Raw genomic sequence first — 22,720 nt, 5'->3', positions numbered from 1 at the left:
CGGGACCCTATAGCACTTCACCCACGAGGCCAATTCGGGCCAGTCGCGACGACTGGAAACGTGATGAGGGGTGCAGCACGTTGGCTTCAGTATGGCTGGAACAATGGACCGACCTGCTCGGCGGCAAGTGCCATGGGCTAATGGCCTTGGACAGGACGGGGAACCTGGCTTTTGTCGACCTGGTCCTGAACGGCAGCCCGGCATGCCAGTTGGTTGTACACTGGCAAAGCATCCGGATCAGAGACCCGCTCCAGAATGCAAAATTGTCCCGCCTGATCCGGGCTGGAATGGACTATGATGAAAATTCGGAACAGCCGCTGCCGCCGCCGGTTAAGCTAAAGGTTTCACAGAATAAAACCATATTTATTGATGTCATTCCGCTGCCTGCGGCGTTCCGCGAGAAACTGGACGGAGCCCGGTCGTTGCTGAGTATCCGGCAGGTTGAAGACCAGGCGGACACCAATGCAGACCTGCTGCAGCAGGAATTCCATCTGACACCAGCCGAGGCGGCGGTTGCCCTCCAGCTGTCCAGAGGGCTTAGCCCTAAGCAGGCAGCCAAGGCGCTAGGGGTCTCGATCTGGACCGCCCGCAGCCATTTGCGGTCGATCTTCCAGAAAACCAACACCCACCGGCAAGGGGAGCTGGTATCGCTTCTTGCCCATATTGAGCATTAGGTTCCCCGGATATTGGTCGTCTTTTCTGTTGCAATTGCGGCCACAGCAGAGGCGCCGGAGCGCCCGCCAATTGCAGTGCAGCATCCCCGTCAGATTTGCTGACTGATTCCTGTAATTTGGGGTCCGGCTACGCCGCTCCGGGTGGTGAAACCCCGCCATTCCCGGCTGGCGGGAATTCATCGCTCAAATGAGGGAGGCCGCGCGGAATTTTTGTCCTGCAAGTGAGCGATGCGGCACGGCCGCCATTTTGGTTGAGTGGAAGAGTTCGTTAACTTGTGGAGGCTGTTATGAAGAAACTTCTCATTGCTGCGGCGCTTGTGTTCGGGTTTAGCGCTCCCGCAGCAATTGCCGACAATGGTTTGAAGGTTGGGCAGAATCCATATCTGCTGGCAATTGCAAAATGCACTAACAGCGGTGACGGGAACGGAGCCGAGGCCGTTAGACGGACCCGTGATGGCTTCAGGTGCCTCAAAGGCCCCAATGCTTCTGAAGATCATCCGCGCGATCAGGATCCGGGTAACTCTGGCAACGTGCCGGATTGATGTCTGAAGGCCTGCGCATTCCAATGGAGCGTGAGGCTGCCGAATTTTTAGTTAACTAGTGGAGGCTGTTATGATGAAATTTCTTGTTGTTACCGCGCTTGCAATCAGCTTCAGCGCACCTGCAGTTTTGGCTGGCGGAGGCAAGCCAAGTGATCGTGAACTGGCTGAGCGCCGCTGCGGCAACAATGGCGAAGGCAACGATGCTGAAATCCTGAAATACAGTTACAAAAAGAGAACTTGGGTTTGCATCAAAAATGTGGACATTGCCGGGCCATACTTTGAGCCGGACGAAGATCATCCAAGGGATGTTGATCCCAACTGACTCAACTCCTTCCGGCTAGTGGGCCAGATAGAGTTGCAAAGCGTGGCGCCCCTCCTCGTTGGGGCGCCATTTTTGTTCACTCCATTCGCAAAGCCGTCACCGGATCCAGACGCGAGGCGCGCCGGGCCGGGAAGAAGCCGAAGATGACCCCCACAACAGACGCCAGGCCCACCGCTCCGATCAGCGACAGCGGGCTAAGGTACACTGGCCAGCCGGCAATGCTGCTGGCGGCATAGGCCAGTCCGGCACCGGCTGACAGCCCGATAAGGCCGCCCAGTAAACACAGCAGCACCGCCTCCATCAGGAACTGAAACTGGACGTCCCTGGCGCGGGCGCCGACTGCCACCCGCAGGCCGATCTCGCGAGTGCGCTCGGTCACTGAGACCAGCATGATGTTCATAATGCTGATCCCGCCCACCACCAGCGACACACCTGCGATCCCGGCCAGCAGCCAGCGGATTGTGCGCGAGGCCGCGTGCTGAGCCGCCATCAGCGCAGCCGGATCCACGACCCGGAAGTCATTGTCCCGGCCGTCACGGATCCGGTGCCGCTGCCGCAGCAGCCGGGTGATCTCTTGTTCTGCCCCTGCAACTGCCTGTGTTGACGCAGCCTTGGCCAGAATATAGTCAACCGACCCCCGGTGAACCTGATTGGCGCTTCCAAACAGCCGTTTCTGCGCGGTGGAAATCGGGATGAAGACGATGTCATCCTGCTCGCGTCCGCTGCCGGAGGTGCCCTTTTCCGCAAGGATGCCGATCACCTCGAACGGCACCGACAGGATACGGATGGTCTGCCCGACCGGGTCGCTGTCTCCGAACAGCTTGTCCGCGGTTGCCTGACCGAGCAGGGCAACCTTGCCGCTGTTGAGTTGCTCCTGTCCGGAAAACACTCTTCCCTGGCGTAGCGGCCATTCGCGGATGGTGAAGTAACCTGCGGTGGTGCCGTTGACTGTGACCCAGGTGTTCTTGTCCCTGTTGATCACCTGCAGGTCTGCCCGCACGGAAGGCGCGGCTGCTGCCACTTGGCCGATATGCGTGCCGATGGCAGCGGCATCGGACTCCCGCAGTATTGCCGCCTGGTACAGGTCCGCATTGTCATCGCCGCCGCGGTTTAGTTCCGGAACAATCATTAAGACGTTTGCACCAAGTGTCTTGATCTGGCGGCCGATCTCGCGCTGGGCGCCTTCCGCGAACGCGACCATGGCCACAACTGAAGTAACCCCCACGATGATCCCCAGCATGGTCAGGAAACTGCGCATCAGGTTTGCCCGCAGCGCCCGCAGCGCAATCCGGAGGCTTTCCAGCAGCGTCATTGCGGCCGCCTTGGCGGAAGATCTGCGCTGCCATGCCCGGGATGGCGAACAAAACGGGCCACCTTTTGCGCGTCAGCCCTGGATTGCGGTGAGAGCACCAGCTCGTCCGATTTGATCCGCCCATCCTTCATCCGCAGAATACGGCCTGTGTGGCAGGCGACATCCTCATCATGCGTGATTACTGCAATGGTGCTGCCTGCCTGGTTTAATTCATGAAACAGGCCAAGGATCTGCAAGCCCTTTTCACTGTCCAGCGCCCCGGTCGGTTCATCCGCAAGAATGAGCCGCGGGCTGTTTGCCAATGCCCGGGCAATGGCAATTCTCTGCTGTTCACCGCCTGACAACTGATTGGGAAAATGCGCCCGCCTGTTCTCCAGTCCGACTTTCTGAAGCAAGTCACGCGCCCGCTCCCGGCGTTTGGCCGCCCGTACACCGGCATAGGTCATCGGCAGTTCGACGTTCTCCTGCGCAGTCAGCCGGGGCAAAAGGTTGTAGGACTGGAAGACAAAACCGAAGGTTCGATTCCGGAGCCCGGCCCTGGTATCGGCAGCCATGCCTTCCGTGTTCTGCCCGGACACCCGAAAGGCCCCGCTGGTGGGTCTTTCCAAAAGGCCGAGAATGGACATCAGCGTCGATTTGCCAGAGCCGCTGGGACCGGTTATCGCCAAAAACTCCCCTTCACGGATGGTGAAGGAGCAGTTTTTGACAGCTTCTATCCGGGTGTCTCCGTTCTGGTAGCTTCTGCAGATATTCTCAGCCTCTATCAGCATGGTGTCAGCGCCAGTTACGGAGAAACTGCGCAAACCGGTTTCCGGACGCGGTGCTGATTTCACTGCCAATGACCAGATCCCCTTCATTCAAGTGACTGGAAACCACAGCGGTATGGCTGGCATCCTGATCTCCTGTTCCGGCCTCAACAGCCTCGGGCTCACCGGAAGGGCTCAAGCGCCAAAGAACCTGCTGCCCGGCAGCACTGTCCGCCAACCCCTCTTGCGACGGGTGGTATGACAGGACACTGGTTGGCACCTTCAGCACCGGCGCGGTTTCGCGAATGGCAATGTCGACCAGAGCGGTCATTCCCGGAAACAGCAGTTCGTCTTTGTTTTCGGTGTTCAGCACGACCGTGTAGGTGACGATGTTTTGAAATACTTTTGCTGATTTCCGGATTTCGCTCACGGTTCCCGAAAACCGCTTGGCGGGATAGGCATCAACCGAAAAATCCGCAGATTGGCCGGTGCGGATGCGCCCGATGTCGGTTTCGTCCACACTGACGTGTACCACCATCCGGCTCAGCTCTTCGGCAATCGTGAACAGCTTTGGTGCTTCAAGTGCCGCAGCAACCGTCTGCCCTTCATCAATGCTGCGGTCGATGACCACGCCGTCAATCGGTGACCGGATGGCCGTGCGCTCCAATTCCACAAGTGCCAGCTGCAGGGCAGCCCGGCGCTGCGGCACGTTGGCCCTTGCACCGGCAAGCTCAGCCTTGGCTCTGGCATGTTCTGCCCTGGCGGCCTCCACTCGCTGGCCGCCAGCCGCTAGCTGCGCCTCCGCTTCGCGAAGCAGTGCTTCCGCGCGCAAGACAGCGCCCTGCTCATCCTCTACGTCAGCGGCAGAAACAGTGCCGTTTGCACGCAAGGACTCCTTACGGGTCAGACGAGAGCGCGCAACAGACAGATCGGCAGAAGCCTGGTCGATCCGGGCCCGGAAAACCTCCTGCTCCAGCTTGGCGGCTTCGATTTCCACTGCCGCTCGTTCCGAAGTTGCACGTTGCACATCTACAGCTGCCAGTGCAATTTCAACGGCGGCTCTGGCTTCTTCCACACGCGCCTGAAACCCTTCGCGATCGATAATCGCCAGCGGATCCCCTTTGGCGACACGGCTGTTGAACCCGGCTCTGACTTCGGCAATCCGGCCTGAAACCTGCGAACTGATATCAACCTTAACCAACGCATCCAGCGTTCCGGTCGCTGTCACAATTTCAGTCAGAGGGCCGAATTCCACGGGATGTGTCTGATAGCGGATTTCCGTGCGCGCCTCCGGCTGCAGCGAAAAGAAGGCGGTCACGGCCAGCAAGGCCAAAGTTATTGTGAACAACTTCAGCATCATAGTTAACCATGCCCTGTTGAAGCTGAATTTTCAATGTAATCCTGTTTTGTCCTGAATACCGCTTGTTTAGGGTGCTGACTGAAGGGCCATCCGCCTGCTCGCTGGCGCAAAGTTACCGGCAAACGGTCTTGCAAACCTCTTCTGCTGCTGTGTGATGGGCGGTTGCAGCACGCCGGGAATCCTTGCCATGGCGCCGGGCGGCTCCATATTCAGCAATGGCGCGCACGCTTACATGCTGCAGGGCACTGGGTTGAATGTGCCGCGCCGCGTCTTCTTTCGATCCAGCGGCTCGGGTGCTGCACTGATGGTGCCCGAAGGGGGCAATGATGACACCGTTCTCACGCGTGTATTACTTTGGCGACAGCCTGTCTGACGAAGGCAATGCTGTGGACCTTCTTGCGTCGGTCATAGAACCGTTCATCCTGCTGGACTTGATTGCCAGCTTTGGGGGTTTCCCCTCGTCAAGCGACCTGGAGCGTTTGCGAGCCGAGGCCAAAGCCGCCGCCCGGCAGACCATCATAGACAGTTTTTCCGAAGTTGGCCCTGAGGGAGCCGTCACCAACGCGCTGACCCATGCCAGTTACGCCGCCGCCCTCGGCGGGTTTGAGGTTAGGAACTATGCTGTAGCGACGGCAACCGCACTCGGTGACGGTCTACTCGAAGGCTTGATAGATCTCGATGCCCAAGTCGCAGATTTTACTGAGGACGCCTCAGCAGGTGTTCCGGCGGAGTCGGCAGCTTTCTTTCTGATTGGAGGGAATGACTTCATCGGCCTTCTAGGAACCGTGCGGGAACAGCAGATAGCGACCCAAGCAGACTTCCTTGCTCTCGCAACGCCGGTCATTGAAGGGCTGATTGCGCAGATCGTCTCAGCCGCCCGCACCGCCAGCGGAGCCGGGGTCGGAACGGTGTTTCTCGCCACCCAGCCTGCGGACGGGTTCTATCCGGAGTTCGATACGCTCTCGCCGGTTCATGCAAGTTTCGCTGACCTCCTGATTGATATTTTCAATAGCAGAATTACGGAGAGCATTGCGGGTCTTGGCACCGAAGGAATCGACGCCAGGGCCGTTGACCTGTTTGCGGTTTCAAAGGCAATTGAGGAGGATCCATCCGGGGTTGGCATTCTCGCAGAACGGACCGACTATTTGATCGACGGGAGCACGTTCGGCAGTGACCAAGTGCTTGCGTGGGACTCCATTCACCCGGCAGAGACTTCGCATCAGATCTGGGGCGCCTACGCCGAATTTGTCATGGGGGGCGGCAAGACAACCCTCTTGGATGATGGCAGCACAGTCTTGCGCAAGGGGGGGGCGGCAAACGCCATTTTTGCGCTGGGCGGAGATGACACCATCAATGGCGGCGGCGGCGCCGACGTTGTGATCGGTGGCAGCGGCAATGACAGGATTTATGGCGCAAAGGGCCAGGATATTCTTCTTGGCGGCAGCGGCAACGATACTGTGAATGGTGGCAGCCAGAACGATATCATCAACGGTGGAGACGGCTCGGATGTTCTCCGCGGCGCAGCTGGGCGGGATGTGATTGTAGACGGGCGCGGCAATGACTTGGTATTCGGCGGGTCTGGCGACGACACATTTGTCTTCACAGAAGACGCGCTCATCGGCGGCGGCGGGCCGTCAAGCGACGTCTTCCGGGGCGGGACGGGAACCGACACGTTGTATCTTGTTCTGGATGAAACCAGCTACACCAGCTTTGAAGCTGGCAACGTGGATGATGTGCTGAGCGAACTCGGAGTTGCCGTGTTCGGGGTCGAGTTCATTCACGCCATTGCCGGCCGCGGCAGCATTGCAACGGCATTTGACAGCTTCGACTGGTTCCGTCCGGCCGATTACTGGGGGGCTGTATCCGCACCGTCCGCCGGGGAGGAACTGCTTGTCTGAGTGCGGGGCGGGCTCGGCCCGCCGTGCAAAAAACTGTGACCCAAGATCCAACTCGTATCTTGTGCACGCCAATGCGGGGCAAAAGCTGACCCAGTACCGCTCATCATCTGCACTTCCAAGCCGTTCGTGCTGGCTCGGCCGCCCGTTTTAGATGCCGTTTTCATCCGGGGGCGCATCTCATTGGCAACTGAAGCCAGAAAGTTGCCGCCAGGTATCTTAGAGGGCGGTTAAACATGTTCCCGAACCAACGTGGACTCAGTGTTCGCAATCGAACTGTGAGTCTCTTTGTAGCCTCTGGCAGTTCTGCGCGGGGCTGTTGTTGGACTCTTGGAACTCCCTAGCCAGTCCCGGCGAAAGCGTTGAGCCATTCAGGGTCCTGCAGTGCCGTGTTGGATTCTGTTGACACAATTGAGGTTATGCAACAATTTTCCTCTTGGGGTTGCTGAAACACACAAAACCCCACAAATTGGACTGTTGTGCAATGATTCAGGCTGAAGGTCAAAAGGGCTTGGAAACTGACTGGCGATGATCGGCACCAGTTATGACATCCGGACTCTTGACTGAGCCTGATGAGGTTGGAAGCAACAGTTAGATGTATAGGTTCTGGTTATGATGTGATGGGTATTACCAATTTTTATTGATGGTAAAACCTGTCAAACTGCCAGTCACAGGAAAAGGTAAGACCAACAGCCCCGTTAGAGGGCGATAACGAACAAGAACAAGCCAACAGAGGAAGTCCATGAAACAGAAAGCGTCATTTATTACCGCACTTGCCTTCACCATAGCGGCAGCGAGCGCGTCAATTGCCGAAACGGAGCTGACCGTCTACACCGCAGTCGAGGCTGAAGATCTCGCGCGGTACGCAGAAACCTTCAACCAGAGCCATCCGGACATCAAGATCAACTGGGTGCGGGACTCCACCGGGATCATCACGGCCAAACTGCTGGCCGAGCGCGACAATCCCCAGGCGGATGTGGTCTGGGGGCTGGCCGCAACTTCTCTGCTGCTTCTGAAGTCGGAAGGGATGCTGGAAGCCTATGCGCCTACCGGAGTCGATCAGCTGGATTCGAAGTTCGTTGATGGCGACAACCCGCCCAGTTGGGTCGGCATGGACGCCTGGGTGGCGTCTGTCTGCTACAACACGGTTGAGGCTGAGAAACTTGGCCTGACGCCGCCGTCGTCCTGGAAGGATCTGACCGATCCGCAGTATGCCGGCCATGTTATCATGCCGAACCCCAATTCCTCCGGCACCGGCTTCCTGGATGTGTCCAGCTGGCTGCAGATGTTCGGTGAGGAAGAGGGCTGGAAGTTCATGGATGCGCTGCATGAAAACATTGCGCGCTATACCCATTCCGGTTCCAAACCCTGCAAGCTGGCGGCGGCTGGCGAGATCCCGATCGGCATTTCCTTCGCCTTCCGTGGTGCCAAGTCCAAGGCCGCAGGCGCACCGCTGGAGATCATTGTTCCCTCCGAGGGCGTCGGCTGGGACATGGAGGCAACTGCGATTGTGGCAGGCACCGCAAATCTGGAAGCGGCGCAGACACTGGTCGATTTCACGGTCACCAAGGAAGCCAACGAAATGTACAACACCGGCTATGCGGTTGTCGCTTACCCGGGCGTCGCCAAGCCGGTTGAGCATTTCCCGGAAGGGCTGCTGGACGCGATGATCGACAATGATTTCGAGTTCGCGGCCAACAACCGCGCTGCGATCCTCAAGGAATGGCAGGCCCGCTACGACGGCAAGTCGGAAGCGAAATAAGCCTGCAGGGGCGGAGGGTTGGCCTTCCGCCCCTCTGCCTTCCTGAACTTCACTGCCTCATGCCCTGAGCCATGCCGCCCGGTGACAACAGACAGGGTGCCGCGTTGGCATATGCAAGGACCAACGATGTGCTTCAAATGACCCCGCCAAAAGAAACCTACCTGAGCATCCGCGACCTCTGGAAAGCCTTCGGCAGCTTCATCGCGCTGAAAGACATCTCCCTGGACGTGACGGAGGGTGAATTCATCTGCTTCCTCGGTCCCTCCGGCTGCGGCAAGACCACCCTGCTGCGCGCAATTGCGGGTCTGGATCTGCAATCTAAGGGCACCGTGACCCAGGGCAATCAGGACGTGTCCAACCTGCCGCCGTCTGAGCGGGATTTCGGTATCGTGTTCCAGTCCTATGCGCTGTTTCCGAACCTCACCATTGAGAAGAACATTGCCTTCGGCTTGGAAAACGCAGGCCGCAGCAACCAGGAAGTCAATGCGCGCGTCGCTGAACTGCTGGAACTGGTCGGCCTACCGGACCAGGGCCGCAAGTACCCGGCCCAGCTGTCCGGCGGCCAGCAGCAGAGGATCGCCTTGGCACGCGCCATCGCAACTAATCCAGGCCTGCTGCTGCTGGATGAACCGCTGTCGGCGCTGGATGCCAAAGTGCGCGTCCACCTGCGCCACGAGATCAAGGAACTGCAGCGCAAGCTGGGTGTGACCACCATCATGGTGACCCATGACCAGGAAGAGGCGCTGGCCATGGCCGACCGCATCGTGGTGATGAACCACGGGGTGATCGAGCAGGTCGGCTCTCCCACTGAAATCTACCGGGAACCGGCCAATCTGTTCGTTGCCGACTTTATCGGCGAGATGAACCAGATCAGTTCCTCGGTTGCCAAAGGGGGGCGTCTGGCGGTGGGGGAAAAGACTTTTGCCTGCCTGCCGCATGAATTTGCCGACGGCACCCCGGTCATTGCCGCCATCCGGCCCGAGGATGTTATTCCACATGAGGCCGGGTATCTGGAGAGCAGCGGCAACCGAAACTGTATCGACGTTCAACTGGCGGAAATGGAATTCCTCGGCTCCTTTTGGCGCTGCCGCCTGACCAATGAACGCTTCGGCGGCAAGGAACTGATTGCCGATTTCTCCATCAATGCCGTGCGGCGTCTGGATCTGGAGGCCGGCTGCCAGATGGAAATCGAACTGCCCGACAACCGCCTGATGGCATTTGCGCAAGACGGGCAGGGGGCGTGAGCAGATGACTGATACCACGCAATCCGTCATGCCGGCAGGCCCGGTGATCAAGGGCAAGCTCAGCCGCGACGATATCATCATGCGTGGCAGCATGATCATCATCGCGCTTTACCTTGTCGTGTCGCTGGTCTTCCCGCTTTATGCGATGTTGTCGAAATCTTTCTCCACCTATCGGGTGGAGCTGTCGCAATACGAATTCCAGGTCAGCGATGAGGCGGGCCAGTTCGATGGCAGCGTCCTGACCGGTGCAGACCTGAACGCCCGCACCGCCACCTTTGCCGATGAAGATCTTTCCACGGGCGCCGACGGGCGGCTGCCGGTCACCGGTTTCTTCCCGGACTTCAGCTTCCGCAGCCCGGTGATGTACCAGATCCGCAATACCTCTGATACCGGCCGTTTCCTGATCGGTTCCAACCTGCAAACCGGCACTGAGTGGGTCACGCTCGACTCCAACACCTTCCGCCGGGTGCAGCTGCGGCCGGTGAAGGCACAAGGCATAGACAACTTCGTCTCCTACTTCTCGACGCCTGCGCTGTTCAACTCGATCAAGAATTCTCTGTGGATTGCGGTGCTCAGCACGGTTGTCACCGTTTCGCTTGCCTTCTGGTTCGCCTACGCGCTGAACCGCAGCTGCATGAAGTACAAGGGTTTGTTCCGCCTCATTGCCATGGCGCCGATCCTGGTACCGTCGCTGCTTCCGGGTATCGCGCTGGTCTACCTTTTCGGCAATCAGGGCATGATCAAGGAACTCTTATTCGGCGCCAGTATTTACGGCCCCATAGGCATTGTGATCGGCTCGGTTTTCTTCACCTTCCCGCATGCCTTCATCATCATCTCGACTGCGCTGGCCATTTCGGACGCCCGCCTTTACGAGGCCGCCGCCAGCCTCCGCTCCACCCCTTGGCGCACCTTCTGGACGGTCACTGTGCCCGGCGCGCGCTATGGCCTGATTTCGGCAGCCTTTGTGGTCTTCAATCTGGTGATCACCGACTTTGGCCTGCCCAAGGTGATCGGCGGCCAGTTCAACGTGCTGGCGGTGGACATTTATAAGCAGGTGATCGGCCAGCAGAACTTTGAAATGGGCGCGGTGGTCTCCGTGGTGCTGGTGATCCCGGCAATCCTTGCCTTTGCCATCGACCGCATGGTGCAGTCCAAGCAGGTGGCGCTGCTGTCGGCGCGCTCGGTCCCGTATGAGCCGCAGCCGAACAAGAAGATGGACCGGATCTTCTTTGCCTATTGCTCGCTCATCGGCCTGTTCATCGCCGGCCTGCTGGCGGTCTGCCAGTTTGCCGCGCTGATCAAGTTCTGGCCCTACGATCTCAGCTTCAGCCTGAACAACTACCAGTTCGATAAGATGGACGGCGGCGGCTGGGGCTCTTATGTGAACTCCATCAAGCTGGCGCTGATGACAGCTGTGGCCGGTACCGCGGTGGTGTTCTTTGGTGCCTATTTGGTGGAAAAATCCAAGGGCTTCCGCACCGGGCGCGCCATCTTCCAGATGTTTGCGATGCTGCCGATGGCCATTCCAGGGATGGTTCTGGGGCTGGCCTACATCTTCTTTTTCAACAACCCGTCCAATCCGCTCAATGCGATCTACGGCACTATGGCGATCCTGGTCGTCTGCACCGTCACCCACTTCTATACGGTGTCGCATCTGACGGCGGTTACCGCTCTCAAGCAGATGGACCGGGAGTTTGAATCCGTTGCCGCCTCGCTCAAGCAGCCCACGATGAAGCTGTTTGCCCGCGTCACGGTGCCGGTCTGCCTGCCTGCGGTGCTGGACATCTCGATCTACCTGTTTGTCAACGCGATGACGACGGTGTCGGCGGTGGTGTTTCTCTACTCACCCAAGACCACGCTGGCCTCGATTGCGGTGCTGAACATGGATGACGCAGGCGACATCGCCCCGGCAGCGGCCATGGGGATGATGATCTTCTACACCAACGCGCTGGCGCGGATCATCCACCTGCTGGCATCACGGGGAATCCTGAGAAAGACCCAGGCCTGGCGCAGCCGCTGACCGCTGTTTTCGCCAGGAAGCCCAATGGGGGCCGGTGCAGCCAGAAGGCGCTGCGCCGACCTTCAGTTAATTCCATGAGTTGTATTTTAGAGATAAAGCGGGAGTTAAATGCAGCCCTAAGGTGTATTGGTATCGTGTTGTTAATAGCTGTTCCCCAATTTGGCCTGGAAACGTTTTTATGAGTGAGGCGAAACTATGGGTGCGAACGAAACGGCAGCAGCGCCAGAGGTTGATCAGGCCAGAGAGGACCTTCAGGGCGTCGTGGACGCCATCAACCGTGTCCAGGCCGTTATCGAATTTGAGTTGGATGGCACGATCCTAACGGCGAACGAAAATTTCTTGGCAGCGGTTGGTTACACGCTGGAGGAGATTCAGGGCAAGCACCATCGCATGTTCTGCGACCCCGCCTATGCGGCATCCGATGAATACCGGGATTTCTGGCTGCAGCTTGCGATGGGCGAATTTTCGTCCGGTGAGTACAAGCGCTTTGGCAAGAACGGTGCTGAGGTATGGATCAACGCCTCATACAACCCTGTCTTCGATGCTGACGGAAAGCCTTACAAAGTTGTCAAATTTGCCACCAATGTCACCGACGAGAAGCTTCGCACGGCTGAGCAGGACGGCAAGATCGCTGCCATCAGCCGGGCTCAGGCGGTCATCGAATTCAAGCTGGATGGCACGATCCTGACCGCCAACGAGAATTTCCTGGCTACCGTGGGCTACTCGCTCGATGAAATCCGCGGCCAGCATCACCGGATGTTCTGTGATCCCGCCTACGCCAGTTCGGCAGAGTACCAGACATTCTGGTCAGATCTCGCGTCCGGCGAGTTTTCGGCTGGAGAATACAAGCGCTTTGGCAAAGGCGGCAAAGAAATCTGGATCAATGCTTCCTACAATCCGATCTTCAACGCCGAAGGCAAGCCGGTCAAAGTGGTGAAATTTGCCACCAATGTCACCGAAGAAAAGCTTCGCACCGCAGAGCAGGACGGCAAGATGGATGCCATCAGCCGGGCGCAGGCCATGATCGAGTTTGAACTGGACGGCACGATCCTGACCGCCAACCAGAACTTCCTGGCAACCGTGGGCTATTCGCTCGACGAAATCCGCGGCCAGCACCACCGGATGTTCTGCGATCCGGAGTACACAAGCTCCCCTGAATACCAGAAGTTCTGGGCGGATCTGGCCTCCGGCGAGTTTTCGGCAGGCGAATACAAACGCTTTGGCAAGGGCGGCAAGGAGGTTTGGATCAACGCCTCCTACAACCCGGTGTTCAATGCCGATGGCAAACCTTTCAAGGTGGTGAAATTCGCCACCAACATCACAGCCGAAAAACAGGTCGCGCAGGAGGTGACCCGGATAGCGACCCGGTTTGCCGAACAGTCCAAGGAAATTTCTGATCAGGCCCACACGGTCGCCGGCGGCGCCCAGACACTGGGCTGCACCACAGAGGAAATCAGCGCCTCCGTTGAGGAATTGAGCGCCTCGATCGACTCGATTGCGCAGAACAGCAGTCACTCCGACGAGATCGCCCAGAAAACCAAGGAAGAAGCCGATCTGGGGGCAAAGGCGATTGAACGGTCGATCGAAGCCATGGATCTGATCAACGCGTCCTCCGAGGAAATCAGCGAAATCGTCAAGACGATCAGCGAAATCGCCGGGCAGACTAACCTGCTGGCCTTCAATGCCGCAATCGAGGCCGCGCGGGCGGGCGAACACGGCCTGGGGTTCTCGGTGGTAGCTGACGAGGTGCGCAAGCTGGCAGAGCGGTCGTCGCAATCCGCCAAGGAAATCAGCAAGCTGATCAATGAAACGGTGAAACGGGTGACCCAGGGCAGCGAGGTCTCTCGGGAGGCCGGTGCCGCCTTCACCAAGATCCTGACCGGAATCTCTGACACCACGGATTCCATCGCCCAGATATCCGTGGCCGCCAATGAGCAACAGACTGCAGCGCGGGACGTCTCCGAAGCTATCCAAAGCATTGTGGACGCGTCCGAAGAGGCCGTCATCGCCTCGGATTCCATCGCAGCTGCAACAGAGGAGCTGAACGCCGGAGCACAGGAGCTGAAAACAGAAGTCGGCCGGCTCGGCTGCTGATTGAGTGCACCGGCGAAAGGACAGGGCATGAGAAAACCTGACACCGACATCACCATGAGCGATGGAGACTTTGCAAAACTCCGCACCATCGTTCACAGGAGTACCGGAATAACCATCGGCGAGACCCGCAAGACAATGCTGGTCAGCCGCCTGCGGCGGCGGCTGCGCGAAGTCGAAGAACCGAGCTTCGCATCTTATATCTCCCGGCTCGCCGCCGATCCTGCGGAGATGCAGGAACTGACAAACCGGGTGACCACCAACGAGACTTACTTTTACCGCACGCCGCGGGTCTGGGATTATTTCCAGGACGTCTTCCTGCCGGAGTTTCAGGCACGGGGGGAGAACCTCAGGATGCGGGCCTGGTCGGCTGCGGCATCGACGGGGGAGGAGGCTCATACCATCGGCACAATTCTGGAGCAGCAGCGGCTGCAGAAACCGGGCTTCGACTATTCCGTGCTGGGCACCGATGTGTCCTCCCGGGTCTTGGAAGTGGCGCAAACCGGTGTTTACAATGGCCGCGCGATTGCCCGCTTCCGCCGGGACCAGCCTGCACTGTTTGCCAGCCACATGAAGGGCAGCGATGCAGAAGGCTACAAAGCTGTGCCGCAGATCCGGGCCCGCCTGAAGTTCAAGCTGCATAACCTGCTGGAAAGGCTTGGCGGCACCAGTCCGTTTGACGTGGTGTTCCTGCGCAACGTGCTGATCTATTTCACTGGCGAAGACCAGGAAAAGATCCTTCAGAATGTGCGGGACTTGATCAAGCCGGATGGCGTCCTGTTCATTGGAGAAAGCGAGACGCTGAACAATCTCCGTACCGGCTTTGAACAAGTGGCGCCGATCATCTACCGGCCCTCCGCCAGGGTAGGCAGCCCATGTGCGTAAATGACATCCAGAAAATCCACGTGCAGATCGGCCAGGTGAAAACCGGCCGGGCCGGGCAGTCGCTGAATGCGATCCTCGGCTCCTGCATCGGCCTGGGGCTGCTGTACCCGGCCAAGGGGATTTATGGGCTGGCACATTGCCTGCTTGCCAAGTCCCCGGACAGCTCTGATGCAATATGCGGCAGGCATGTGGACCAGGCTGTTAGATCGCTGCAGTCCCTGATGGAGGTGTCGGGCAAGGAGCTGCGCAAACTCCAGGCGATTGTCGTTGGCGGTGCCAACATGACGATGCCGGAAGATACGGATCCTGCGCGTCTTGTCGGCAGCATCAACGCCCGCTCTGCCTACCGGTCGCTTCGGGACGCCGGCGTCCGCAACATTCACGAGGATGTCGGCGGCATGCAGGGGCGGCAGGTGACCATCGATTGCAGCAGCGGCGAATTCACAGTCAAAGCGATTCCGCGCCTGGGGGGACAATCATGAAACCGGAGACTTCAAACCCGCTGATCCTTGGCGCGCAATCTTCGGCTAGCGATCTGGCAGGCTGCCCAGCGGTTGGAGTTGGGGACAGCAGTGTTCCTCAGAAAGAACCGGCCCAGCCGCACAATGTGCGGGCAAAACGGGGGAAGCCGGACAAATACGGTTCATTCCTGATCGACGACAGCGAGTTTGCAATCTCCGTCTCGGCGCTCCAGGAGATCGTGAATGAACCGGATGAGATTTCACCTGTGCCGCTTGCGCCGTCCTACATGCTGGGGCTTTTCAACCTCAGGGGCATGATTGTTCCGGTGATTGATTTGCGCAGCCTGCTTGAGTTTCCGGCTATTGAGCGCGCGCTATCGCGCAAGGTTGCAATTGTCGAACATGGCGAACACTGCATTGGCCTTCTTTTCGACAGAACGGGTGAAGTCCTGAACGGAAAAGGCGTGGCGCGGGTCGATTTTCGCCCCAATGGCGACGGCATCAAGGATGTTGTTATCGACGGGGTTTTGAAATTCAATGACGGCGAAAGGCTGGTTCAGGTCCTAGACCCGCACGAACTGCTGAACCTGGAAAAACTGCCGCGGGCTGACAACGGCCCCGGACAGGAAACGGTCAAACTCAGCAGAGGCAAAAAGCTCGCCTGCGTTTCATTTCAAACCGGCCACACGACCTGCGCCATCGACCTGCGGTTTGTAAAGGAGGTCAGATCCGTTCCCAAGCTGGAACAGTCGCTGCTGGTGGGCGGCAATGTGATCGGCACTGCAAATCTGCGCGGCGTTATCCTGCCCGTCATAGATTTCCGCGGATTCATGGGAGATAGTGCAAAATTTGTGCTTGGGGCCACGATCCCCAAGGAGCGCAGAATGCTGATCATCGACACCGCAGAAGGGCCGGTCGGGCTCATGGTCTTTTCCATCGACAGCATCCTGCCCTATTTCGAGGATGAAGTTTTGCCCTTTGCCAAGCTGGCCCTGCCGCGCGGTGATCTTGTGAACGGGTGTCTGCTGGATAAGAACAACCAGATTGTCATGATGCTTGATCCGGCAAAGCTATTGCAGGAGCCAAGTTTTGTGGCTGCGGCCAAAGCCTGCCAGGAGATTTTTCCACCCGAGAAAACGGAAGAAGAGGCCGCTGAACTGGAGGCCCGCGCGGCAAGGCGCACATTTATCAAGTTCACTTTCGAAAAACGGTTCGCGCTCGACACCTCCGAAGTCAGCGAGGTGATCAACCGCCCAATTGACCTGCTCGAACCGCCGTTTTCACTGAGCTTCGTCGAAGGCATCCTGAATTTGCGGGGAGAGCTTATCACCCTGTTCAATCCACGGGTGCTGTATGGGCTGCCGCCCGGGTCCGGCCGCGATCAGAAAGTGCTGATTTTCAAGCATGACGCGCAGAAGTTTGGAATCCTCGTGGACACCGTCGATGAAATAATCATCACGACGGAGAACCGCGTGGCTGAACTGAAGCCCTTGGACCAGCAGAATACCTCCAAGAGCATTGCTGAGGATGTATCCGGGTGCCTGCAGCACAAAACGCCAGACGGCAGGTTCGAGTCGATTTTGATCCTGGATACGAACGCATTGGTGGACCGTTGCTTCAAGGCGGCCTAGAGCGCTCTGCGCCTTCGGATTCTGCAATTAACTGCCGCGGGTCCTGGGTCGATGCCTGCACGGTGCGTGGAGTTGCATGACTAGACCCGAAGAATTCTGCTGACCGACGAAGTTTTTCTTGCCGCAAGAGAAGTGATGCGCTACCCGCGCTTTACCGGTCCCGTAAGGGCTAAGAGGGAATCCGCGGTGCCGCCTGGCGCCAAACGGAACTGCCCCCGCAACTGTAGGCGGCGAGTGCTGTCCCATCGTGTCACTGGGCCTGAAGGGTCCGGGAAGACGGGACAGACAGTGACCCGCCAGTCAGGAGACCTGCCGGTGAAAACCGAAACACACCGGACGGGGTTGTCCGGGGAGGTTGCCGGCTAGATGCGTCGCCCGTTCCTGGCGCCGCAAGAAGGGGAAACCCTCCGCCTTGCTGGTCAATGCCCTTCACCCGTTCTCCGGTCATTGACACATGGAGATCGAAGATCATGTTTCTGCGTTCCGGCCTCATGGGCCTTTCCTTCGTTGCGGCAGCTCAGGCCGCAGCAGCCAGCGAAAACTTTCCGCTGACTATTCAAAACTGCGGTGAAACCGTCACTTTCGAGGCACCGGTTGCGTCCTCCGTGACCGTTGGCCAAGCCGCAACAGAGGTACTTTATGCGCTGGGTCTGGGTGGCAAGGTGCTGGGCACCTCGGTCTGGTTCAACGATGTTCTGCCCGAGTACGCCGCACTGAACGACAAGGTTGAGCGCCTGGCCGACAATGACCCAAGCTTTGAAAGCGTTGTGGCCAAGCGCCCGGGCCTGGTGGCTGCCCAGTATGAGTGGCATATCGGCCCCGAAGGCATCGTCGCCAAGCGCGAGCAGTTTCATGATCTTGGTATCCCGACCTATGTGATGCCCGCGGACTGCGTCGGCAAGGACAACACCACCGGCGGCGACGGCACCCGGACCGAGATGTTCACCACCGACAGCCTCTATCAGGGCATTGAGGAATTGGCGGCGATCTTCGGCGAGGCAGAAAAAGGCGCTGAGCTGGTCGCCGACTACAAGGCTCGTGAGGCCGCGGCTGTGGCCAAGGCGCAAGAGGTTGCGCTGGACGACGCCTCCGCTGTGTTCTGGTTCTCCTCGCCCGAGATGGAAAGCGACCCGTTCGTGGCCGGCCAGAAGGGCGCACCGGGCTACATGATGCAGCAGCTGGGCCTGAAAAACGTCATTGAGACCGACGAGGAATGGCCGACCGTCGGCTGGGAGACCATCGCGAAAGCCAACCCGACGGTGATCGTGATTGCCCGTATGGACCGCCGCCGCTTTGCCGCTGATGACTACGAGAAGAAGCTGGAGTTCCTGCGCAATGACCCGGTCGCCAGCCAGATGGATGCGGTTAAAAACAACCGCATCGTGGTGATGGACGCCCAGGCGATGGATGCCACTATCCGTGCCATCCCGGCGCTGGAAGACCTGGCGGAAGAACTCAGCGCGATCGGCAACGGCGCATGAGTGCAGCCGCCGTACTGGCCTGGCAGGGCATCCGGGGCGCTTGCCTTGCCCTGCCGGTGCTGGCCGCGGCGGTTCTGGCAGGCGCAATGATCGGGGAAACCTCGCTTGCGCCTGACCTTGTCTTGTCCGTTTTGGCCAACAAGCTGGCCGGGGCGGGCCTGCCGGTGGACCCGGTGGATCAGGGCATCATCTGGAGCTACCGGCTGCCGCGGGCGCTGGTGGCTGCAGCCTGCGGGGCGGCGCTGGCGGTTGCGGGTGTAGTGCTGCAGGCCTTGCTGCGCAACGCGCTGGCGGACCCTTACATTCTGGGCATATCGGCCGGTGCCTCGACCGGGGCGGTGGCGGTCACCATTGCAGGTCTTGGCGGCGGCGCCCTGTCACTGTCCTTTGGTGCCTTTAACGGCGCACTGCTGGCGTTTGGCTTTGTCGCCATTCTGGCGCGGGCCGCCGGGGCAGGGGGCAACCGCGCCGCAGCTGCGCAGATCGTGCTGGCGGGCATTGCCGGCTCGCAGCTATTCAATGCGCTGACCGCTTTCATTATCGCCAAGTCCGCCAATGCGGATCAGGCCCGCGGCATCATGTTCTGGCTGATGGGCAACCTCAGCGGCGTGCGCTGGCCGGATGTGTGGCTGGCGGTGCCGCTGGCGCTGGCGGGCTGGATGATCTGCCGCTTTCATGCCCGTGCTCTGGACGCCTTCACCTTTGGCAGCGATTCCGCCGCTTCGCTTGGCATCCCGGTCCGGCGGGTGCAGGTGGTTCTGATCTTCGCCACCGCGCTGATGACCGCGGTGATGGTGTCGATCGTCGGCTCCATCGGCTTTGTCGGCCTGGTGATCCCGCATGCGGCACGGTTCCTGGTAGGCCCCGGCCACCGCAGGCTGATGCCAGCAGCGGCGCTGACTGGCGCCGTGTTCCTGATCGCCGCCGATATCGTCTCCCGCATCATCATCCCCGGCCAGGTGCTTCCCATCGGGGTGGTCACCGCCCTGATCGGGGCGCCGTCCTTTGCGGTGATTCTGGTGCGCGGGCAAAGGACTGCGAGATGAGGATCGAAGCCCGCAACCTGTCTTTCTCAGTGCGCGGCAAAACTCTGCTGCAGGACGTCTCGCTGGCGGTGCAGCCGGGTGAGACGCTGGCGCTGGTGGGCCCGAACGGCTCCGGCAAATCAACCCTGATGCGGCTGCTGTCGGGCCTGGCCAAACCCTCGCATGGCGAAGTGCTGCTGGAGGACCAACCGCTGGCCCGGCTGACCCGCCGGGAGATCGCCCAGCGGATCGCCATTGTCGAACAGCAGGCCGACACGGCTGAGCGCATCACCGCACAGTCCGTCGTCGAGCTGGGCCGCACCCCCTGGCTGTCGGCGCTGAAACCCTGGAGCAGCGACGACACCCAGCTGGTGGACAAGGCGCTGCATACGGTGGAAATGGAGGGCTTCGCGCGCCGCGAATGGGCCACTTTGTCCGGCGGCGAACGGCAACGGCTGCACATTGCCCGCGCCCTTGCGCAACGGCCGGGGCTTCTGCTGCTGGATGAGCCGACAAACCATCTGGACATCCACCACCAGCTGTCCATCCTGAACTGCATCCGGAACCTGCAGGTGACAACCGTGGTGGCCCTGCATGACCTGAACCAGGCCCTGACTTGCGACCGTGTGGCGGTGCTGTCACACGGGCGCCTGGTGGCCTGCGGCGCACCCAGCCAGGCATTGGCTCCGGAAACCGTATCTGAGATTTTCGGCATCCAAGCACGCTGGGTCCAGGATGCCGAAGGCGCGGGTCCCTTTCTGTCCTTCCAATTGACCTGAGACATCAGGGGGACTGGCGCCCAGCCATGCCGGATGTTTCAGCTTAGCTCGCCGGAAAGGTCGCAGGACTGAATGAAGGCGCAGCACTCCTCTGTCAGTGCGGAAAAGCGGGACCGTTCGCGCTGGTACAGGTAAACCTCCCGCTTGTCGGGAAGGTCGGCAATCGGGCGGAAGGCAGTGGCCTCCGGCATGAACCGGGCAACTGTCTGTGGCAGAACCGTGACCCATTTTCCGGTCCGGACCATGGTGATCAGCGAATGGGTGTTGTGGATCGTCACGTCGGCATTACTGCTGGCCTCAACGAAGCGCTCGTTACGGATCAGGCTGCATAGGGCGTTGCGGACAAAGGATGCACCGATCACATCAGCAATGGTAGGGGCAGCCTCCTGCTGGTACAGCGGATGATCGGTGGAACAGACCAAGCCAAAGCGGTCCTCGAACAGAGGCACGGCCCTGACGCCATTCAGCGGATGATAGCCGGAGGCGATGCCGATATCGGCCTTTCCCTCCGCCAGTGCATCCAGCACCTCCTGGGTGTCGGTGTCGCGCAGTTCCACCTTGAGGCCCGGATGCCGTGCCGTCATGTGCTCCAGCACTGCCGGGAAAACCAGTGCCGCAACCGATGGAACCGACACGATCTGCAACAGGCCGTGGGCTGCTTCTGCCGCCAATTCGATGCTTTGCACGGTTTGGTCGAAACGCCGGACCTGCTGCTGGGCCAGTTCAAAAACCTGCGCGCCCAAAGGCGATAGCTGGTTTTTGCGCTCGCCCTCGAACAGCCGTTTGCCCAGATGCTCCTCCATCTGCTTCAGCGTCATTGAAACGGCGGATTGGGTCCGGCCCAGCCGGTTGGCGGCCTCGGACAAGTTGCCGGTCTGGGCCACAGTGCAGAAGGCGCGCAGCATTTCGATTTTCAATGCCATGCTTCAAAAATCCTGAAGTTCTTTACAGTTTATTGAGTTTGACTGATGCTGTTGGTGGAGTCCATCCTGCTGCAAACCTGAAATTCAGCATCTGGGGCTTCTCCGTGACCAAACTGAACCTGATTGCCGGCGAATGGCTGGCGGGCGAAAGCGAAATCGAAAACCGCAACCCTTCGGATCTGAGCGATCTGGTCGGCATGTTTGCCCAGGCCAGCTCCGATCAGCTGGAAGCGACCCTGGATCAGGCGCAGATCGCCCAAGCCGAATGGGCCGCTTACGGCCTGGAGCGCAAGCAGGCGGTACTGATGAACATCGGCAATGAGCTGATGGCCCGCGCCGAGGAACTGGGCACGCTGCTGAGCCGCGAAGAAGGCAAGCCGCTGGCCGAGGGCAAGGGCGAGGTTTACCGCGCCGGCCAGTTCTTCACCTATTACGCCGCCGAATGCCTGCGCCAGATCGGTGAAAACGCCGACTCAGTTCGCCCCGACATCGAAGTGGACGTGCGCCGCGAGGCCGTGGGCGTGGTGGCAATCATCTCCCCCTGGAACTTCCCGACCGCAACCGCGTCTTGGAAAATCGCGCCGGCGCTCTGCTACGGCAACGCAGTGGTGTGGAAACCCGCGAACATCACCCCGGCGTCCGCCGTGGCCCTGACCGAGATCATCGAGCGTCAGGACATCCCCAAGGGCCTGTTCTCGCTGGTGATGGGCTCCGGCCGTTCGATCGGCCAGCGTCTGGTCGAAAGCCCCAAGGTGAACGCCATTTCCTTCACCGGCTCGGTGCCGGTGGGCAAGGGCATCGCTGCTGCCGCGATCCAGAACCTGACCAAGGTGCAGATGGAGATGGGCTCCAAAAACGCGCTGGCCGTGATGGACGACGCCGACCTGGACCTAGCCGTCACCCTGGCGCTGGGCGGCGCCTTTGGTGGCACCGGCCAGAAATGCACCGCTTCCTCCCGGCTCGTGGTCCACGCAGCCGTGCACGACGCCTTTGTTGAAAAACTGGTGGCGGGTGCGCAGGCGATGAAAGTGGGCCACGCGCTGGAAGCGGGCGTGCAGATGGGCCCGGTGGTCAGCGAGCAGCAGCTGAACGAGAACCTGGCCTATGCCGACCTTGGCAAATCCGAAGGTGCGGAGCTGGCATGCGGCGGCCAGCGCCTGGAGATGCCGCACGAGGGTTTCTACATGTCGCCGGGCGTGTTCCTGAACACCACCAACGACATGCGCATCAACCGCGAGGAAATGTTCGCGCCGCTGACCAGCGTTATCAAGGTCGGCAGCTATGACGAGGCGCTGTCGGTGGTGAACGATACCAATTTCGGCCTGACCTCCGGCATCGTCACCCAGTCGCTGGCCCGCGCCACCCATTTCCGCCGCAACGCGCGCACCGGTGTGGTGACCGTCAACCTGCCGACCGCAGGCACCGACTATCACGTGCCCTTCGGCGGCCGTGGCGACAGCTCTTATGGCCCGCGCGAGCAGGGCAAGGCGGCGGCGGAATTCTACACCACCGTTAAGACCGCCTACATCAGCGCCGGCAAGCCGGTCTGAGACTGAAATCCTGGCCG

Annotated in this window: 19 protein-coding genes and 1 riboswitch; of the genes, 15 read left to right on the top strand and 4 right to left on the bottom strand. The window is 59.8% G+C overall.

Annotation, left to right across the window (positions count from 1 at the left end; translation table 11 throughout):
* Positions 1 to 80 precede the first annotated feature (80 nt).
* The 3 genes from RA21_RS15680 to RA21_RS15675 all read left to right on the top strand — a co-directional run bounded on the left by RA21_RS15680 (position 81) and on the right by RA21_RS15675 (position 1,538).
* Positions 81 to 674, top strand: a complete 594-nt coding sequence (locus RA21_RS15680) for a helix-turn-helix transcriptional regulator (protein ID WP_206540062.1) — start codon at positions 81 to 83, stop codon at positions 672 to 674.
* 287 nt (positions 675 to 961) lie between these two features.
* Positions 962 to 1,216, top strand: coding sequence for a hypothetical protein (locus RA21_RS22690; RefSeq protein WP_152610569.1), 255 nt, complete (start codon positions 962 to 964; stop codon positions 1,214 to 1,216).
* Positions 1,217 to 1,286: 70 nt separating this feature from the next.
* The gene (locus RA21_RS15675) at positions 1,287 to 1,538 is read left to right on the top strand and encodes a hypothetical protein (RefSeq protein WP_019297888.1); all 252 of its coding nucleotides are present in this window, start codon (positions 1,287 to 1,289) and stop codon (positions 1,536 to 1,538) included.
* Between the two features lie 76 nt (positions 1,539 to 1,614).
* Here the strand turns inward: RA21_RS15675 and RA21_RS15670 are convergent, their stop codons facing one another.
* The 3 genes from RA21_RS15670 to RA21_RS15660 are packed head-to-tail and all read right to left on the bottom strand — an operon-like array spanning position 1,615 to position 4,956.
* Positions 1,615 to 2,850 (bottom strand): ABC transporter permease, encoded by a 1,236-nt coding sequence (locus RA21_RS15670; RefSeq protein ID WP_039150554.1) that lies wholly within the window; start codon positions 2,848 to 2,850, stop codon positions 1,615 to 1,617.
* Complete coding sequence (locus RA21_RS15665; RefSeq protein WP_193748078.1) at positions 2,847 to 3,620, bottom strand: ABC transporter ATP-binding protein; 774 nt, start codon at positions 3,618 to 3,620, stop codon at positions 2,847 to 2,849. The genes RA21_RS15670 and RA21_RS15665 overlap by 4 nt, the downstream gene beginning before the upstream one ends.
* A gap of 4 nt (positions 3,621 to 3,624) precedes the next feature.
* A complete protein-coding gene (locus RA21_RS15660) occupies positions 3,625 to 4,956 on the bottom strand; it encodes an HlyD family secretion protein (RefSeq protein WP_052257678.1) in 1,332 nt (443 codons plus the stop codon).
* A 326-nt stretch (positions 4,957 to 5,282) separates the two neighbouring features.
* On the opposite strand from RA21_RS15660, the gene RA21_RS15655 reads away from it, so the two are divergent.
* From RA21_RS15655 to RA21_RS15605, 11 genes are all read left to right on the top strand, one after another.
* The gene (locus RA21_RS15655) at positions 5,283 to 6,854 is read left to right on the top strand and encodes an SGNH/GDSL hydrolase family protein (protein ID WP_039150708.1); all 1,572 of its coding nucleotides are present in this window, start codon (positions 5,283 to 5,285) and stop codon (positions 6,852 to 6,854) included.
* A 739-nt stretch (positions 6,855 to 7,593) separates the two neighbouring features.
* Positions 7,594 to 8,613, top strand: coding sequence for a putative 2-aminoethylphosphonate ABC transporter substrate-binding protein (locus RA21_RS15650; RefSeq protein ID WP_039150545.1), 1,020 nt, complete (start codon positions 7,594 to 7,596; stop codon positions 8,611 to 8,613).
* 137 nt (positions 8,614 to 8,750) lie between these two features.
* Entirely contained in the window at positions 8,751 to 9,857 is a 1,107-nt protein-coding gene (locus tag RA21_RS15645) for a putative 2-aminoethylphosphonate ABC transporter ATP-binding protein (RefSeq protein WP_019297882.1), read from the top strand.
* Positions 9,858 to 9,861: 4 nt separating this feature from the next.
* Positions 9,862 to 11,877 carry a putative 2-aminoethylphosphonate ABC transporter permease subunit gene (locus tag RA21_RS15640; protein WP_039150542.1) on the top strand — a complete coding sequence of 672 codons (2,016 nt, stop codon included), beginning with the start codon at positions 9,862 to 9,864 and terminating at the stop codon, positions 11,875 to 11,877.
* A gap of 195 nt (positions 11,878 to 12,072) precedes the next feature.
* Complete coding sequence (locus RA21_RS15635) at positions 12,073 to 13,971, top strand: methyl-accepting chemotaxis protein (RefSeq protein WP_039150540.1); 1,899 nt, start codon at positions 12,073 to 12,075, stop codon at positions 13,969 to 13,971.
* Between the two features lie 27 nt (positions 13,972 to 13,998).
* Positions 13,999 to 14,853, top strand: a complete 855-nt coding sequence (locus RA21_RS15630; RefSeq protein WP_052257677.1) for a CheR family methyltransferase — start codon at positions 13,999 to 14,001, stop codon at positions 14,851 to 14,853.
* On the top strand, positions 14,844 to 15,335 hold the full coding sequence (locus RA21_RS15625) for a chemotaxis protein CheD (RefSeq protein WP_039150538.1): 492 nt from the start codon (positions 14,844 to 14,846) through the stop codon (positions 15,333 to 15,335). The genes RA21_RS15630 and RA21_RS15625 overlap by 10 nt, the downstream gene beginning before the upstream one ends.
* Positions 15,332 to 16,945, top strand: coding sequence for a chemotaxis protein CheW (locus RA21_RS15620; protein ID WP_039150535.1), 1,614 nt, complete (start codon positions 15,332 to 15,334; stop codon positions 16,943 to 16,945). Before RA21_RS15625 ends, RA21_RS15620 begins: the two co-directional genes overlap by 4 nt.
* A 138-nt stretch (positions 16,946 to 17,083) precedes the next feature.
* Positions 17,084 to 17,276, top strand: a riboswitch (cobalamin riboswitch).
* Positions 17,277 to 17,415: 139 nt separating this feature from the next.
* Positions 17,416 to 18,426 (top strand): ABC transporter substrate-binding protein, encoded by a 1,011-nt coding sequence (locus RA21_RS15615; RefSeq protein ID WP_019297876.1) that lies wholly within the window; start codon positions 17,416 to 17,418, stop codon positions 18,424 to 18,426.
* Positions 18,423 to 19,472 (top strand): FecCD family ABC transporter permease, encoded by a 1,050-nt coding sequence (locus tag RA21_RS15610; protein WP_019297875.1) that lies wholly within the window; start codon positions 18,423 to 18,425, stop codon positions 19,470 to 19,472. Before RA21_RS15615 ends, RA21_RS15610 begins: the two co-directional genes overlap by 4 nt.
* Positions 19,469 to 20,230: an ABC transporter ATP-binding protein gene (locus RA21_RS15605; RefSeq protein WP_039150532.1), complete on the top strand. Its 762-nt coding sequence runs from the start codon at positions 19,469 to 19,471 to the stop codon at positions 20,228 to 20,230. The genes RA21_RS15610 and RA21_RS15605 overlap by 4 nt, the downstream gene beginning before the upstream one ends.
* Before the next feature lie 38 nt (positions 20,231 to 20,268).
* On the opposite strand, the gene RA21_RS15600 is transcribed toward RA21_RS15605, so the two are convergent.
* Positions 20,269 to 21,153 (bottom strand): LysR family transcriptional regulator, encoded by an 885-nt coding sequence (locus RA21_RS15600; protein ID WP_019297873.1) that lies wholly within the window; start codon positions 21,151 to 21,153, stop codon positions 20,269 to 20,271.
* 104 nt (positions 21,154 to 21,257) lie between these two features.
* On the opposite strand from RA21_RS15600, the gene RA21_RS15595 reads away from it, so the two are divergent.
* Positions 21,258 to 22,703, top strand: a complete 1,446-nt coding sequence (locus RA21_RS15595) for an aldehyde dehydrogenase family protein (protein WP_029204986.1) — start codon at positions 21,258 to 21,260, stop codon at positions 22,701 to 22,703.
* Positions 22,704 to 22,720 lie beyond the last annotated feature (17 nt).

Origin of the sequence: Leisingera sp. ANG-DT (genome assembly GCF_000813785.1) — a bacterium.
Lineage (GTDB): Bacteria > Pseudomonadota > Alphaproteobacteria > Rhodobacterales > Rhodobacteraceae > Leisingera.
This window is presented reverse-complemented; position numbering and strand designations above follow the sequence as displayed.

What these genes read in the sequence shown, in the direction of transcription:
- RA21_RS22690 (WP_152610569.1), top strand. Translation starts at nt 962, where the DNA reads ATGAAGAAACTTCTCATTGCTGCGGCGCTTGTGTTCGGGTTTAGCGCT.
- RA21_RS15675 (WP_019297888.1), top strand. Translation starts at nt 1,287, where the DNA reads ATGATGAAATTTCTTGTTGTTACCGCGCTTGCAATCAGCTTCAGCGCA.
- RA21_RS15670 (WP_039150554.1), bottom strand. Translation starts at nt 2,850, where the DNA reads ATGACGCTGCTGGAAAGCCTCCGGATTGCGCTGCGGGCGCTGCGGGCA.
- RA21_RS15665 (WP_193748078.1), bottom strand. Translation starts at nt 3,620, where the DNA reads ATGCTGATAGAGGCTGAGAATATCTGCAGAAGCTACCAGAACGGAGAC.
- RA21_RS15660 (WP_052257678.1), bottom strand. Translation starts at nt 4,956, where the DNA reads ATGATGCTGAAGTTGTTCACAATAACTTTGGCCTTGCTGGCCGTGACC.
- RA21_RS15655 (WP_039150708.1), top strand. Translation starts at nt 5,283, where the DNA reads ATGACACCGTTCTCACGCGTGTATTACTTTGGCGACAGCCTGTCTGAC.
- RA21_RS15650 (WP_039150545.1), top strand. Translation starts at nt 7,594, where the DNA reads ATGAAACAGAAAGCGTCATTTATTACCGCACTTGCCTTCACCATAGCG.
- RA21_RS15645 (WP_019297882.1), top strand. Translation starts at nt 8,751, where the DNA reads ATGACCCCGCCAAAAGAAACCTACCTGAGCATCCGCGACCTCTGGAAA.
- RA21_RS15640 (WP_039150542.1), top strand. Translation starts at nt 9,862, where the DNA reads ATGACTGATACCACGCAATCCGTCATGCCGGCAGGCCCGGTGATCAAG.
- RA21_RS15635 (WP_039150540.1), top strand. Translation starts at nt 12,073, where the DNA reads ATGGGTGCGAACGAAACGGCAGCAGCGCCAGAGGTTGATCAGGCCAGA.
- RA21_RS15630 (WP_052257677.1), top strand. Translation starts at nt 13,999, where the DNA reads ATGAGAAAACCTGACACCGACATCACCATGAGCGATGGAGACTTTGCA.
- RA21_RS15625 (WP_039150538.1), top strand. Translation starts at nt 14,844, where the DNA reads ATGTGCGTAAATGACATCCAGAAAATCCACGTGCAGATCGGCCAGGTG.
- RA21_RS15620 (WP_039150535.1), top strand. Translation starts at nt 15,332, where the DNA reads ATGAAACCGGAGACTTCAAACCCGCTGATCCTTGGCGCGCAATCTTCG.
- RA21_RS15615 (WP_019297876.1), top strand. Translation starts at nt 17,416, where the DNA reads ATGTTTCTGCGTTCCGGCCTCATGGGCCTTTCCTTCGTTGCGGCAGCT.
- RA21_RS15610 (WP_019297875.1), top strand. Translation starts at nt 18,423, where the DNA reads ATGAGTGCAGCCGCCGTACTGGCCTGGCAGGGCATCCGGGGCGCTTGC.
- RA21_RS15605 (WP_039150532.1), top strand. Translation starts at nt 19,469, where the DNA reads ATGAGGATCGAAGCCCGCAACCTGTCTTTCTCAGTGCGCGGCAAAACT.
- RA21_RS15600 (WP_019297873.1), bottom strand. Translation starts at nt 21,153, where the DNA reads ATGGCATTGAAAATCGAAATGCTGCGCGCCTTCTGCACTGTGGCCCAG.